Source organism: Fischerella sp. JS2, from assembly GCF_032393985.1.
In the GTDB taxonomy this organism is placed as follows: Bacteria; Cyanobacteriota; Cyanobacteriia; order Cyanobacteriales; family Nostocaceae; genus Fischerella.
Map to the genome: position 1 here is coordinate 2,254,904 of NZ_CP135918.1, position 17,470 is coordinate 2,272,373.

Consider the following 17,470-nt stretch of genomic DNA (forward strand, 5'->3'; position numbering starts at 1 on the left):
GTAGCAGATAATTCGTTCATATTTGAACAAAGCAGGAAAGACAATGGAAGGAATTGTAATTATTGGTATATCAGGACGCTTCCCTGGAGCCAAAAATATTGAAAAATTTTGGCAAAATTTGCACTCAGGAGTAGAATCAATTTCTCTGTTTACAGATGAAGAGTTAATCGCTGCTGGAATCGAACCTGGATTATTAAATAACTCTAATTATGTGAAAGCAGGTGCAATCTTAGAAGATATAGATTTATTTGATGCTGCTTTTTTTGGTTTTAATCCTAAAGAAGCTGAAATCACCGATCCACAACACCGTCTGTTTTTAGAATGTGCATGGGAAGCACTAGAAAACGCTGGCTATGATTCTATGAGGTGTGAAAGTCGGATTGGTGTTTATGCAGGTGCTAGTTTAAATAACTATTTATCATTTAATATAAATCGTGACCAAATCGGGTCAGCGAATAGTTTTCAAAAGTTGATTGGTAACGATAAAGATTTTCTGACTACTCGTGTTTCTTATAAATTAAATTTATCTGGTCCGAGTGTCACAATTCAAACAGCTTGTTCTACTTCCCTAGTAGCAATAACTCTGGCTTGCCAAAGCTTATTAAACTACCAATGCGATATGACATTGGCAGGTGGAGTTTCAATTAGAGTGCCACAAAAAACAGGTTATTTATATCAAGAAGGAGGAATTTTATCGCCAGATGGGCACTGTCGTGCCTTTGATGCCAAAGCACAGGGAACAATTATTGGCAATGGTGTAGGAGTGGTAGTTTTAAAGCGTCTTGCAGATGCGATCGCAGATGGGGATCACATATATGCAGTAATTAAAGCAGCTGCGATCAACAACGATGGCTCTGGTAAAATTGGTTACACCGCACCCAGCGTCAACGGTCAAGCAGAAGTCATAGCAGAAGCGCTGGCTTTGGCGGGAGTGGAACCGGAAAGCATCAGCTATATTGAGGCACACGGCACAGGCACTAATTTGGGTGATCCCATTGAAATCAATGCCCTGAGCAATGTTTTTCGCGACTATACTGACAAAAAAGGCTTCTGTGCCATAGGTTCTGTCAAAACGAATATCGGTCATTTAGATGCTGCTGCCGGAGTAGCAGGGGTCATCAAAACCGCCCTGGCTCTCCAGCATAAATTGATACCACCTAGCCTGAACTTTCAGCAGCCCAATCCTGAGATTGATTTTGCCAATAGTCCTTTTTATATCAATACAAAACCCACACAATGGCAAGCTGAAAAAACTCCCCGCCGTGCAGGTGTCAGTTCCTTAGGAATTGGTGGCACTAATGCCCATGTAATTCTGGAAGAAGCACCAGTTGTAGAGACGAGAGGTGGCACGTCTCTACACTCTCGTCCTTGGCAGTTGTTACTAGTTTCTGCCAAAACAGAATCTGCCCTGGAAAATGCGACTCAAAATCTCACTCACCATCTGAGTGAACATCCGGAAGAAAACTTGGCAAATGTGGCTTATACCTTGCAAGTGGGACGCAGGGAATTTGACTATCGTCGCATGTTGGTATGCCAGGATATTGCAGATGCTGTCAATACATTAAATAGGCACGATGTACAAAGAGTTTTAACCCACTTCCAAGAACCGCTAGAACGTCCCATCGCCTTCATGTTCCCGGGACAAGGCGTTCAGTATGTGGAAATGGGTAAAGAACTTTACCAGACTGAGGTGATATACCGTGAACATCTGGATCATTGCTGCTTGATGCTCAAACCTTTCTTAGGGGTTGATTTGCGATCACTATTCTATCCCGATGAAAATCAGGTGCAAGCAGCAGAAAAACTCAAACAAACCAGTATCGCTCAAAGCGCATTGTTTGTAATTGAGTATGCGCTGGCTCAGTTGTGGATGTCCTGGGGGATTTCTCCCAGCGCCATGATTGGCCATAGTATCGGCGAATATGTCGCGGCTTGCCTTGCTGGTGTGATGTCCTTGGAAGAAGCTTTAACTCTGGTGGCGATGCGGGGACAACTGATGCAGCAACTACCAACAGGTGCAATGCTCTCTGTTGCACTCCCAGAAGAGGAAGTCAAAACCCTACTTAATCAAGAGTTATCTTTAGCTGCTAGCAACGCTCTCCATTTGTGTGTAGTTTCGGGAAGTCATGACGCCATCAACACTTTTGCAGCACAATTGCAAGCCAAAGGCGTAGAATGTCGCCGCCTGCATACTTCCCACGCCTTCCATTCCCAGATGATGGAACCGATCTTGGAACCATTCATTGCTGAAGTTAAAAAGGTAAAACTCAATCCTCCCCAGATACCTTTCATCTCCAATGTCACAGGAACTTGGATCACCCCAGAAGCAGCCACAGATCCCAACTATTGGGCAAAACATTTACGCTCTCCTGTTCGCTTTAGTGCGGGAATATCTGAATTACTGCAACAACCAAATCGGATTCTCCTAGAAGTAGGACCAGGACGTACTTTGTGTACACTCACCAAACAGCATTCCCACCAAGCAGCAGGACAGGTGGTTTTACCAAGCTTACGCCACCCCCAGGACAAACAATCGGATGTGGCTTTTATACTCAACGTCTTGGGTAGACTCTGGTTGGCGGGAGTATCGATCAATTGGTCTGGTTTTTATGCTCACGAACAACGTCAGCGCGTACCATTACCAACTTACCCCTTTGAGCGTCAACGTTACTGGATTGAACCCCAATTAACAGTAGAAAAATTTGCACAAGCAGAAAATAAACTTGGTAAAAAATCCAATATAGCTGACTGGTTTTATATTCCTTCATGGAAACAAATTCCTCTAGTCAAAACTGGAGAGAAAAAGTCTACTTGTTATCTAGTTTTTGTTGATGAATGCACCATAGGTTCGCAAATTGTTCAACATTTGCAACAAACAGGACAAGATGCGATCGCAGTCCTAGCAGGTGCGGAATTTAGCCAAGTTAATCATAACACTTACACAATCAATCCTGCCCAACAAGATGACTATCACACTTTACTCCAAGCTATTCACCAACAAGGTAAAATACCAGAAACAATCATTCATTTGTGGAGTCTCACTCATTTAACCCATCAGTCACTAGAAACAGTTCAAAATCATAGTTTCTGGAGTTTAATTTACCTAGCGCAAGCTTTAGGACAGCAAAATATTAGTAACTCAAAAATTCAACTTTTAGTTGTAAGTAATCATTTATATGATGTCACTGGTAATGAGGAATTATTGCCTGCAAAAGCTACTATTTTGGGACCTTGTAAAGTCATACCCCAAGAGTATCCAAGTATAAAATGCCGTCAAATTGATGTAGTATTACTGACTTCCAGCATTGACCATCTTGTACAAGAATTGGTCGCAGAAATTACAGCAGAATCCAACGAAACTGTTATCGTCTACCGCAATCATCATCGTTGGGTACAAGTATTTGAACCGATAACTTTAGAAAAACCTACCAGCAGCAAAACACGATTACGGCAAAAAGGAGTATATTTAATCACTGGTGGTACAGGGGGTATAGGCATAGAACTTGGCAAGTATCTTGCCCAAACAGTACAAGCTAAACTTATCCTTGTTGGACGTTCTCAATTACCAGCAAAAGAGCATTGGCAACAATGGCTAGCGACTCATGATACATCTGATCCTACTAGCCACAAAATTCAAAAATTGCAGGAATTAGAGACACTGGGGGCTGAAGTTTTAATATTGTCTGCCGATGTCACTAATTATGAACAAATGCAAAGTGCAGTTTCTCAATCTCTAGAAAAATTTGGCGAAATTAATGGCGTCATTCATGCAGCTGGAGTTGCAGGCAGTGGTATAGTTCAACTGAAAACTTCAGAGATTGTAAACAGTGTTTTTGCTCCCAAATTGCAGGGAACATTAGTGTTAAATGAAGTCCTCAAAGACATCAATTTAGATTTCTTGGTACTTTGTTCTTCTCTTAGTTCAATTTATGGAGGATTTGGACAGGTAGATTATTGTGCAGCCAATGCATTTTTAGATCAATTTGCTCATTTTAATACATCCAAAAATGGTAAACTGACATTAGCAATCAACTGGGATGCATGGCAAGAAGTGGGAATGGCAGTCAATACCGTCGTTCCTGAAGAACTTAAGAAATGGCGCTCTGAAACTCTCAAAAATGCACTGTTGCCAGTAGAAGCAGTAGAAGCATTTGAGTGGATTTTGGCAAATCCACTTCCTCAAATTTTAGTTTCCACACAAGAATTACAATTAGTCATTGACCAATTTAATCAATTTCTTGCATCAAGTTTTCTTAACTCTCAATCAGAGAATTATACTCACTTATCTGGCACAAGACATGCACGAACTCTCCAAGAAACTACTTATGTTGCTCCCCGTAACGAAATTGAGGAAAGTATTGCCAATATTTGGGAAGAACTGATAGGTATTGACAAAGTAGGAATTTATGACAACTTCTTTGAATTAGGCGGACACTCTTTACTAGCTGTACAAACAATTTCTCGCTTACGTGAAACATTTCAAGTAGACCTACCCCTGCGTACTCTTTTATTTGAAGCCCCCACTGTAGCTGAACTAGCTATTGTCATAGCAGAAAAACAACCAAAGGCAGAAGAATTGAAGGAGATAGAACAGCTATTAGCAGAGGTAGAAAATCTTTCACTGGATGAAATTAAACAACAACTTGCTCAAGAATCACAAGCTAGTGGTTTGTGTCATTAATTTTGATAAGTTACATAGTTTAATGAATTACCCTATTTCTCTCTTCTCTTGGCGTACTTGGTGCTTTGGCGGTTTAATTTTAATCCCTCAGAACTAATGCAACAAATCACTAGACTCTCACAGGCAATTGCCAACAACGAGGAGATGAAGAATATAACGAACACAGATGAACACAGATGGTTTATGGGTTTGCTCCTAATTTGATCTGCGATCGCTATTGTCAAAACAGCTAATTACACTAGGTTATGGCACAAACCTTGCTATAAAAATTCTTACCCCTTCTGCCATCTGCTCTCTGCCTTCTGCCTTATTTTCAAGACAATTGTAAATAACTCAAAATGGAATTCAGCTTACTATATTTTTCTGGTGATGGGTCAACAACCCAAGTAGATAAATATCATCTCTTACTTGAAACAGCCAAGTTTGCTGATCAACATAATTTTGCAGCAATCTGGACTCCTGAGCGGCATTTTCACCCCTTTGGAGGACTCTATCCTAATCCATCGGTAATTAGTGCTGCGTTGGCAATGGTAACTGAAAAAATTCAGCTACGATCTGGTAGTATTGTCATGCCGTTACAACATCCCGTCCGAGTTGCTGAAGAGTGGGGTGTAGTTGATAATCTTTCTAAGGGTAGAGTCAGTCTTTCTTTTGCACCGGGTTGGCACGCTGATGATTTTTTATTAGTTCCAGAAAATTATGCAGCTCGTAAAGAAATAATGTGGCGGGGTATTGAGACAGTCCAAAAACTTTGGCAAGGTGAATCAATTGGATTTAAAGGAGGGACTGGAAATGTTGTCAATATCAAAACGTTCCCGCGTCCCATACAATCAAAATTACCGATTTGGATTACTTGTCAAGCAGATAATACATTTATTGGTGCTGGAAAAATTGGGGCTAATGTTTTAACTTCTTTGCTATATGCCACTCCAGAGGATTTAGGACAACAAATATCTCTTTACCGTGATTCTTTGATGCAACACGGTCATGATCCCAAGAGTGGAAAAGTAGCGCTGATGATGCATACTTTTATTGGGGAAGATACTCAATCAGTAAAGCAGAAAGTCAAGGAGCCTTTTTGCAATTATTTAAAAACTCATTTTGGACTAGTTGAAAACTTAGCCAAAACAATTAATTTTCAGGTAGATATAAAATCTTTTACGGAAGAAGATCGTAATAGCCTTTTATCATTTGCTTTTGAACGCTATTTTCAAGGACGAGTCATGATAGGAACGATCGCAACCTGTCGTGAAACTATTGAATATATGCATTCAATTGGTGTTGATGAAATTGCGTGTTTGATTGATTTTGGCTTGGATTTTGATTCTGTGATGACAAGCTTATATAAGTTGCAAAAAATAACAGAAGAGTATCAAGTGAAAAAGACTGTGGGACATTACTCAGCACTCAGCTTTTTTGGGTGATTCATTATGAATGATTTTGCAAAAAGAATTGCGGCACTTTCTCCAGAACAAAGAACGCTGTTTGAACTGCGTCTAAAACAGAAAGAATTAAATTTAAAAAATATCACATCGACATCAATCCCTAAGAGAAAAGCTTCTGATGTCTTATCCTTATCTTTAATTCAGGAAAGGTTGTGGTTTCTTTACCAATTACAACCAGATATTCCCTTATATAATGAATCTAATCTGTTTCGGATTACAGGTAATCTTAAAAGTATTGTTTTAGAGCAAAGTCTTAACGAAATCATTAAACGGCATGAAATACTGCGCACCACTTTTCAAACTGTAGATGCTCAACTAATTCAAGTTATTGCCCCGGCACTAACAGTCACACTACCAATCATAGACCTGCAAGAGCGTTCAGAGACTGAACAAGCAGAATTAATCAAACAAATAGTCACTGAAAAATCAACTCAACCCTTCGATCTTAGTCAAGGCCCTTTATTACGAGGTACGCTCATTCGGCTAAAAGAGCAAGAACATTTAATGCTCCTAACCATGCACCATATCATCTCTGATGGTTGGTCGTGGCGAGTCTTTTATCGAGAATTAGGAACACTTTACCAATCCTTTTGTGATGGCACTGCCCCAGCTTTGCCAGAATTGCCTATCCAGTATGCAGATTTCGCTCTTTGGCAGCGGCAATCTTTGGATGACCAAACGTACAAGCCTCAATTAATTTATTGGCAGCAAAAACTAGAAAACTTACCTCCAGTTCTTGCCTTACCAACAGACAATCCACGTCCCGCCGTTCAAAGCTTGCGAGGTGCGCGCCAAACTCTCATCCTTCCTCAATCACTGACAGAGGCACTGAAGTCCTTAAGTCAAAAGGAAGGCGTGACTTTGTTCATGGTGTTACTTGCGGCATTTAAGACTTTGCTCTATCGCTACACAGGACAAACAGACCTGGTAGTTGGTACTCCCATTGCCAATCGCAACCAAATTGAAACCGAAAATTTACTAGGTTGTTTTATTAACACTTTGGTTTTGCGAACTAATCTTTCTAACAACCCTAGTTTTCGAGAACTATTAGCACGGGTACGGGAAACCACCTTGGCAGCTTATGCCCATCAAGACTTACCGTTTGAGCAACTGGTGAAGGAACTGCAACCAGAACGGACATTGAGTCATAACCCTCTGTTCCAGACGATGTTCGTTTTCCAGGATGCGCCACTGCAAGCCCTAGAATTGCCTGGTTTGAAATTGACTCCCTCTATTGTAGACAGTGGATTTGCTGAGTTTGACTTGACTTTGTTCTTAGAAGATACAAAGCTGGGACTAATGGGAGCCTTAGAGTACAACACCGACTTGTTTGGGGCAGACACCATTAACCGCATGATTGGGCATTGGCAAACTTTGCTGGCAGGGATTGTTTCTCACCCCGATGAGAATATCTCAAAATTACCTTTACTGACTAAGTTTGAGGAAAATCAGCTACTTGTAGATTGGAATCAAACAACAACAGACTATGCCAAAGACCAGTGCATTCATCAACTGTTTGAAGCCCAGGTGGAAAGAACACCAAATGCAGTGGCGGTGGTGTTTGCAGATCAGCAGTTGACTTACCGAGAACTCAACGAGAAAGCCAACCAACTGGCCCATTATTTGCAAAAGTTGGGAGTGCAACCAGAAGTGCCAGTGGGGATTTGTGTTGAGCGTTCCTTAGAGATGGCGATCGCAATCTTAGCCATCTTAAAAGCCGGTGGCGCTTATGTGCCCATAGACCCAAACTATCCCCAGGAACGTGTAGCCTACATCTTGGCGAATTCCCAAGCGCTTGTACTTCTAACTCAGGAAAAATTAATCAAAGAACTGCCTGAGCATCAAGCATGTGTTGTCTGTTTGGATACAGACTGGCAAGCCATCTCGCAGGAGAGCCAGAGCAATCCCTTTAGTAATACTGGATGCGAAAATTTAGCTTATGTGATTTACACTTCTGGTTCTACAGGCACACCCAAAAGTGTATTAATTACACATAAATCTTTAGTTAATTTTACTGAAGCTGCTGTTATTGAATATGGACTGACAGAGTGCGATCGTGTGCTTCAGTTTGCCTCGATTAGTTTTGATGCAGCAGCAGAAGAAATTTATCCCTGCCTGACGTGTGGTGGAACTTTGGTTCTACGTACTGATGAAATGCTCAGTGATGGGCAGACATTTCTGCAAAAGTGCCAGGATTTAAAGCTGACGGTGTTAGATTTGCCGACTGCCTACTGGCAACAACTCATGTCTGACATCGCCACAGCAGATTTACGGCTGCCTGACTCACTCCGGCTAGTAATTATTGGCGGAGAGCAAGCGCAGGGAAAACAAGTAGAAATTTGGCGAAATTGTCTAGGCGATCGCCAAGAACTGATCAATACATACGGCCCCACAGAGGCAACTGTTGTCGCAACGACATACAAATTACCGTTAGCACCCACAGACAACCCGTCACTCAAGATACCGATTGGACGCCCGATTCCCAATGCTCAAACCTATGTATTAGATAAATATTTGCAACCAGTTCCTGTTGGTGTTGTTGGTGAACTATACATTAGTGGTGTTGGTATTGCTAGGGGATACCTCAACCGTCCAGATTTGACCGCCGATAAATTCATTCCCCACCCCTTCAGCAATGGTTCAGGAACTCGATTGTACAAAACTGGGGATTTGGTACGCTATCGGCAAGACGGTAACATCGAATTCCTGGGGCGGATTGACAATCAAGTGAAAGTCGGGGATTCCGCATCGAGTTAGGAGAAATTGAGTCGGTGCTGAGTCAACATCCGGCCGTGCGAGAAGTGGTGGTTTTAGCACGAGAAGAAAAAGCGGGAAATAAACGCTTAGTAGCTTATATAGTTCCCAAGCAAGAAGCACAAGATTTAGATAATAGTAATATTCATCACTCAGCACTCAGCCATGACCTGCGTTACTTTGTGAAAGAAAAGTTACCAGAATACATGATTCCTGCTGCCTTCGTATTCCTGGAAGTCATGCCTTTAACCCCCAACGGTAAGGTAAATCTGCAAGCACTACCAGCACCAGAACAGCAAACTCCAGAAATAGACTCAGCTTTCATTGCTCCTGAAACCACAGTCGAAAAACAGTTAGCTGCGATTTGGGCGCAGGTACTAGGTAGGGAAAAGGTAGGTATCAACGACAACTTTTTTGAATTAGGTGGAGACTCCATCCTCAGTCTTCAGGTCGTTTCTAAAGCTCGAGAAGCCGGACTACAATTAACACCAAAGCAGATTTTTCAATACCAGACGATCGCGGAATTAGTAGCAGTAGTCAGTACAACTGAGACCATCATTGCCGCCGAACAAGGAATTGTCACCGGAACAGTACCTTTGACGCCAATTCAGCACTGGTTCTTTGGCCAAAATCTCCTTTTTCCTCACCACTATAATCAAGCAGTTCTGCTCGCACCTAAGCAACCACTGGATATTACTTGCTTAGAGAAAGCAGTGCAAGCATTACTCCAGCACCACGATGCACTTCGCTTGCGTTTTGTCAAGGGGGAATCTGGTTGGCAGCAGGTGAATGCTGATGTTGATGGCGTAGTTCCGTTGGTACAGCGAGATTTTTCGTCTCTGCCGGAAACTCAACAAAAACAAGCAATTGCAGACGCTGCCAACGAATTCCAAGCCAGCCTCAATTTATCTCAGGGGCCATTGCTTCGGGTCGCCTTATTTCACCTCGGCTGCAATCAACAGCGCCTACTGATTGTGATCCATCACTTAGCGGTTGATGGGGTATCGTGGCGTATCCTATTGGAAGATTTGCAGAGGAGTTATGAGCAAATCTGTTGTAGGCAAAGGATTCAGCTGGCTTCTAAAACGACTTCCTTTAGACAGTGGGCTGAACAACTACAAGCCTATGCCCAAGCAGACGCATTCAAGCAAGAACTCAATTACTGGCAACAAGAACTGCAACAACCCATTGCTTCCCTAACCGTGGACTTTCCAGGGGGAGAGAATACAATGGCTAAAGCTCAAATTGTCTCTGTAGCTTTGAGTCAAGAAGAAACTCAAGCTTTCTTACAAGAGGTTCCCCAAGCCTACAACACTCAAATCAATGATGTGTTACTGACAGCTTTGGCACAGACCTTTGCCCGATGGCAGGGGATAGATTGTTTGTTGGTAGATTTAGAAGCCCATGGCCGGGAAGCGTTTTCAGAATCGATAGATTTATCCCGGACTGTGGGTTGGTTTACTTCCGTTTTTCCGGTACTGTTGAAAGTAAGTCCAGATAGTCATCCTGGGGAAGCTTTAAAAGCAGTTAAAGAACAACTGCGGCGCATTCCCAATCAGGGCATGGGCTATGGGATATGGCACTACCTCAGAGGTGATGAAGCCGCCCAAGTACTGCAAGCATTACCTCAAGCTGAGGTGGCTTTCAACTATCTGGGTCAGTTTGACCAGAGTTTGTCCTCATCCTCTCTATTTCAGTTCGCACCAGAATCAAGTGGTCGCGTCTACAGTCCACAGGAAACCCTGCCATACCTTTTAGAAATTAATGGACTGGTGAGTGCAGGTCAATTGCGCTTGGAATGGAGTTTTAGTCAAGAGATATATCAAAGTGCAACAGTGGAAAAATTGGCTGTTGGTTATATAGATGCATTGCGATCGCTAATTACTCACTGTCAATCTCCCGATGCAGGTGGCTTTACTCCTTCCGATTGTGCTGAATTTCAGCAAAGTCAATGGAATCAAGCCGATCTGGATGCAATTACCGCAGTCATTAGAGGAATGTGATATGGGCATGAAAAATATTGCAGATTTTTATCCCCTCTCGCCCATGCAACAGGGCATCCTCTTCCACTGTCTAGCAGATCCCAAATCAGGAGTATATTTTGACCAATTTAGCTGCACCATAGAAGGCAATCTCAAGATTGCAGCCTTCAATCGTGCTTGGCAGCAGGTCGTAAATCGACACCCAATTTTGCGCACCTGTTTCCTGTGGGAAGGCTTAAAAGAACCTGTGCAAGTCGTGCATCGTCAAGTAACACTACCTTTTGTGCATCACGACTGGCGGCATGTGTCTTCAGTTGCACAGCAGGGACAAATTGAGGCTTTTTTGTCAAGCGATCGCTGCCAAGGCTTTAATCTGACAATTGCACCTCTGATGCGTTTGGTGCTGATTCAACATACCGACCATTCTTATCATTTTATTTGGAGCAGCCATCACCTGCTGTTAGATGGTTGGTCTGTTCCTTTAATTTTCCAAGAAGTTCTGGCCTTTTACAAAACTTTCAGTCAAGGTCAAACTCTCTCCCTCCCATCTCCACGTCCTTACCGGGATTACATCGTCTGGTTACAGCAGCAAAATCTTTTCGAGGCTGAAACATTTTGGCGACAGACCCTCAAAGGTTTTACTGCTCCTACAAAGATATGGGAAAACCAAAATAATCAGCAAACATCTACTGGTAACCACAAAGAACAACAACTGCGGCTACCAGCATCAACAACAGCCGCCCTCCAATCACTAGCACAACAACACCAGCTAACACTTAACACTCTTGTGCAGGGAGCTTGGGCTTTACTCCTGAACCGCTATAGTGGGGAAGTAGACGTATTATTTGGGGTAACAGTCTCAGGTCGTCCGGCGGCGCTGCCCAAAGCCGAATCAATGGTGGGGTTATTTATCAACACACTGCCATTCCGAGTCAAAGTTGATCCCGAAGCTTTCCTCTTACCTTGGCTAAAGCAGGTTCAAGTTCAACAAGTTGAGACACGGCAGTACGAATATAGTCCACTCGTAGAAATTCAGGGTTGGAGTGAAATTAACAGAGGTCTGCCTCTGTTTGAGAGTATTCTCGTTTTTGAGAACTACCCCGTAGATATTTCCTTATCAGAACCAGGTTTAGACCTAGCAATTAAGAATTTTCGTAGCATTGAACAGACTAACTATCCCCTAACGCTAAGTGTGATCCCGGGTAGAGAGCTGTTGCTTACCATTGCCTACAATGAAGGTGAGCGCTTTGCTGCTGCCACTATCGAGCGTATGCTAGGACATCTGGCAACTTTGCTCAATGCAATGATTGCCAATCCCCAACAGCGTCTGAAAGAAGTATCACTTTTAACAGCAGCTGAAAAACATCAGCTACTGGTGGAGTTGAATAACACTAAGAGTGACTATCCCCAAGACCTATGCATCCATCAGTTGTTTGAAGCCCAGGTGGAACGTACACCTGATGCTGTAGCCGTAGTTTTTGCAGACCAGCAATTAACTTATCGGGAACTCAACTGCCGTGCCAACCAACTGGCCCATGAATTGCAAAAGTTGGGAGTGGGGCCAGAGGTATTAGTGGGGGTTTGTGTTGAGCGATCGCTCTTAATGGTAATTGCTATTCTGGCAATTCTCAAAGCAGGCGGGGCATATATCCCCCTAGATCCATCCTATCCACCACAAAGGTTAGCTTTGATGTTGGAAGATGCCCAGCCTTTGGTACTGCTGACCCAGGCACAGCTAGTTGCCGAACTCCCACCACACACAGCTAAAGTTATACTTATTGATACTAATTATTTCAGTAATATTCCTGTTAAATCACAACAAACTCAGAACAATCCCATCAGTGGGACTAAACCAGAAAACCTAGCCTACGTAATTTATACATCAGGTTCTACAGGTCGAGCAAAAGGTGTGGCAATTCAGCACAGCAGCCTCGTCAATGCTTATTTTGCTTGGGAAGAAACTTACCACCTACGCACAGATGTAACCTGTCACCTGCAAATGGCAAGTTTCTCCTTTGATGTTTTTTCTGGAGATTTAATTCGTGCTGTTTGTTCGGGTGGCAAACTGGTTTTATGTCCCCGCGACCTACTACTGTCTCCCCAAGACCTATACAACCTGATGATCGAAGAAAAAGTTGACTGTGCCGAATTTGTACCAGCAGTTTTGCGAAACTTGATGCAGTACTTGGAGGAGAGTCAACAGCAACTTGACTTTATGCGGTTGCTGATTTGTGGTTCTGATGTTTGGTACACAAAAGAATATCAAAAATTTCAGAACTTTTGCGGTTCCCACACCCGCTTAATTAACTCTTTCGGTTTGACCGAAGCCACAATTGACAGTTCCTGGTTTGAAACCACAACTCAGGAGTTAGTTAATGATCAATTAGTATCAATAGGACACCCATTTGCTAACACCGAGTTGTATATTTTCGACTCTAACTTGCAGCCAGTACCGATTGGAGTTCCTGGAGAACTATACATCGGTGGTGCTAGCCTAGCTAGAGGTTATTTGCATCGTCCTGATTTGAATTGTGAAAAATTCATTCCCCATCCCTACAGCAACGAATCGGGAGTGCGTTTATACAAGACTGGAGACTTAGCTCGTTATTTGCCTAGTGGAGATATAGAGTACATAGGTCGCATTGATCACCAGGTAAAAATTCGGGGTTTCCGCATTGAACTGGGAGAAATTGAAGCAGTCATCAGCCAACACCCAGCCATATCTGCGAGTGTGGTTACTGTTCGGGAGGATGACACTGCAAATAAAACTTTAGTAGCATATATAACTCTCCACCCAGACCAGACACTGACAATTGCCGAACTGCGCCGCTTTTTGGAGGCAAAACTACCAAACTACATGCTGCCAACAGCTTTTGTCATCCTAGAAGCGCTACCTTTGACGCCCAATGGCAAGATAGACCGCCGGGCGCTACCAACACCAGACCCTACACAACTAATATCTGAGTCTAATATAGTAGCTCCTTCCACACCAGTTGAAGAAATGCTCGCTGGAATCTGGGCAGAAGTGCTTGGCATTAAAAAAGTAAGCATTCACGACAACTTCTTTGAGTTGGGGGGACATTCCCTGCTGGCTACTCGTGTTATTTCGCAACTGCGGCAAGTATTTAAAGTGGAACTACCCTTGCGTTGCTTGTTTAACCAGCCAACAGTCGCGGGGCTAGCCAAGGAAATCGAAAAAGCTACCAAAGCAGACTTAGGATTAGAAATACCGCCTATTAAGCCTATTTCCCGGACAGCAGATTTACCCCTGTCCTTTGCCCAACAACGACTCTGGTTCCTGGCTCAGTTAGAGCCAGATAGTCCTTTTTACAACATTATCGACGCCGTACATTTACAGGGGCAGTTAAATCTAGCAGCCCTAGAGCAGAGTTTTCATGAAATTCTACGCCGTCACGAAACCCTGCGAACTAATTTTAAGACCATCGAAGGGCAACCTGTAGCATTTATTTCATCGGTAACATCGCAGCTATTAACAGTCATTGATCTGGCGGAATTGCCTGCTAATCAACGAGAAACCAAAGTCAAACAACTAGCACTTGCAGAGGCGCAACAGCCCTTTAACCTGGAGACTGATACTCTGTTGCGAGTGAAATTACTGCGGCTTGGTGAACAGGAATATGTGATCCTGTTGACCATGCACCACATCGTTTCTGACGGTTGGTCAACAAGCGTACTAGTGCATGAATTAGCAACACTTTATAAAGCTTTTTCTAATGGGCAACCTTCACCGTTACCTGAATTACCAATTCAGTACATAGACTTTGCCGCTTGGCAGAAGCAGTGGCTCACAGGAGAAGTACTCGAATCCCAGCTTGCTTACTGGCGTCAGCAGTTAGATGGTGCGCCAGCTGTTCTAGAGTTACCTACTGATCACCCACGACCTGCTGTTCAGTCTTTCCGAGGTGCTACCTATTCTTTCCGGCTATCTCCAGAGCAAACTGTTGCATTGAAAAATTTGAGTCAGCAAGAAGGAAGTACATTATTCATGACCTTGCTGGCAGCTTTCAAGACGCTGCTGTATCGCTACACCGGAAACAATGATATTGTGATTGGTTCTCCCATTGCCAATCGTAACCACAGGGAGATAGAAGGGTTAATTGGTTTTTTTGTCAATACCCTAGTGCTGCGAACCGATTTTTCTGGCAATCCTAGCTTTCGAGAGTTGCTACGTCGGCTGCGGGAAGTCGCTTTAGGAGCTTATGCCCACCAAGATGTGCCCTTTGAAAAATTAGTAGAAAAATTGCAGCCCCAGCGCAACTTAAGTCACACACCTCTATTTCAAGTGATGTTTGTGCTTCAGAATGCCCACAGTTTAGAGATAGAATTACCGGGTTTGACCTTGAGTACCCTAGAAAGTGATAGTGGCACTGCCAAGTTTGATTTGACACTGTACATGGCAGAAACAGCCTCCGGCATGATTGGCAGTGTGGAGTATAACACTGACTTATTCGAGCCGCAAACTATACAACGGCTGGCAGAGTATTACCAGAGATTACTTTCTGGGATAGTTGCCAATCCAGAACAACGGCTTGAGGATTTACCACTATTAAGCGAAGCTGAACAACAGCAGCTATTAGTCGAGTGGAATGATACTGAGGCTGAGTATCCTCAACAGTGTATCCATCAGTTATTTGCAGCCCAGGTGGAACGTACACCTGACGCTGTAGCAGTAGTTTTTCAAGACGAACAATTAACCTATACTCAATTAAATCAAAGAGCCAATCAACTAGCGCACTATTTGCAAAAGCTGGGAGTCAAACCAGAGGTACTGGTAGGAATTTGCTTGCCGCGTTCCGTAGAAATGTTGGTTGGATTATTGGCAATTCTAAAAGCGGGTGGGGCTTATGTACCAATAGACCCAGCTTATCCGCAACAGCGCTTAGCTTTGATGTTGGAAGATGCCCAAGTGTCACTGCTACTGACTCAACAACATTTGCTGGAGAAACTTCCAGCACATCAGGCACGGGTGGTTTGTCTGGACAGCGATCGCAGTAGTATTGCTCAGGAGAGCCAAGACAACCCCGTCAATAGTTCTAGTGCCAACAGTCTGGCTTATGTCATCTATACTTCTGGCTCTACAGGTAAACCCAAGGGAGTTTTAGGTCTGCATCAAGGCGCTGTCAACCGTTTTGCTTGGATGTGGCAGAACTATCCTTTTAAATCGGGGGAGGTGTGTTGTCAAAAGACATCCTTAAATTTTGTGGATTCGATTTGGGAAATTTTTGGGCCCCTACTCCAAGGAGTGCGGATAGTAATTATACCAGATAGTGTTGTTAAGGCTCCGCAACAGTTCATAGAAACTCTGGCTAGCAACAAGATTACACGACTGGTTGTTGTCCCCTCGTTGCTACGTGTACTCTTGGATACTCACACTCACTTACAGCAGCGGCTGCCTCAGTTGCAGCTTTGGGTAACAAGTGGGGAAGCACTTTCTCATAACTTATTACAAAAGTTTCGCCAGACGCTGCCGGAAAGTACTCTTTTAAACCTTTACGGTTCGTCGGAAGTATCTGCTGACGTTACTTGCTACAGTATAAGTCCACAAGATGCAGTTCCGGCGCGGATTGTGATTGGTCGTCCCATAGCTAATACCCAAGTATATGTGCTGGATAGAAACCTCAAACCTGTGCCTATTGGTGTACCGGGTGAGGTCTATATCGGTGGAGTCGGATTGGCAAGGGGTTATTTCAACCGACCTGAGATGACGGTGGAGCGGTTTATACCAAATATTTTTTCGGCGTCGCATAAAATGGGGATGGAGAATGAACCGCCATACACGCGAAGCGGGTTCCCGAAGGGTAGACGCCAAGAAAGCCAAGAATTTTCTTTGGGTTTTCCTGAAGTAGGAACACGGCTATACAAAACTGGGGATTTAGCTCGTTATTTAGCTGATGGAAATCTAGAATTTCTTGGACGGATAGATAATCAGGTAAAAATTCGTGGTTTCCGGATTGAAGTAGGAGAAATTGAAGCGGCGCTAGTTCAACATTCGGGAGTGGAGGATGCTGTAGTTGTAGCTAGGGAAGATAGACCAAATCATAAGCAACTGGTGGCGTATGTAGTTGCTCAAAAGGAGCAGACGATTATGGTCAGTGAACTGCATCATTTCCTGAAAGAGAAACTGCCTGACTATATGTTGCCATCAGCTTTTGTGATTCTGGAAGCTATACCACTGCTGCCGAATGGTAAGGTAGACCGCCATTCGTTGCCAGCACCCGACCAAACACGTCCGGAGTTGGCAGCGACTTATCAACCACCCCAAACTGAGGTAGAAAAAATAATTGCTGATATTTGGCAAGAAGCACTGCATGTGAATGAAGTGGGTATTCATGACAATTTCTTTGAACTGGGTGGTCATTCATTACTCTTGTTACAGATTCATAACCAGTTGCAAAAAAGATTTCAGCAAAGTTTATCGATCTTAGAACTGTTTAGATATCCGACTATTAGCTCTTTGGCTAAATATTTAAGTCAGGAGCAAAACGAACAAGTATCTTTGCCGGAAACTGGCGATCCCTCGGAACAGTTAGAAAAAGGCAAAGCACGAATTAAGCAATTTTTGACAATTAGTAAGAGAAATCAATAAA

3 protein-coding genes and 1 pseudogene are annotated in these 17,470 nt (G+C 43.3%); all 4 read left to right on the top strand.

All coding sequences use genetic code 11. The features are described from left to right. Positions 1-43: 43 nt before the first annotated feature. Positions 44-4,681 (top strand): type I polyketide synthase, encoded by a 4,638-nt coding sequence (locus RS893_RS09405; protein WP_315790934.1) that lies wholly within the window; start codon positions 44-46, stop codon positions 4,679-4,681. Positions 4,682-5,019: 338 nt separating this feature from the next. Further along, positions 5,020-6,105, top strand: a complete 1,086-nt coding sequence (locus tag RS893_RS09410; protein WP_315790935.1) for an LLM class flavin-dependent oxidoreductase — start codon at positions 5,020-5,022, stop codon at positions 6,103-6,105. A gap of 6 nt (positions 6,106-6,111) precedes the next feature. After that, positions 6,112-10,883 (top strand): annotated as a pseudogene (locus RS893_RS30480) (amino acid adenylation domain-containing protein). Beyond that, on the top strand, positions 10,852-17,469 hold the full coding sequence (locus RS893_RS09425; protein ID WP_425475842.1) for an amino acid adenylation domain-containing protein: 6,618 nt from the start codon (positions 10,852-10,854) through the stop codon (positions 17,467-17,469). The pseudogene RS893_RS30480 and the gene RS893_RS09425 overlap by 32 nt, the downstream one beginning before the upstream one ends. The last annotated feature ends 1 nt before the right edge of the window (position 17,470 follow it).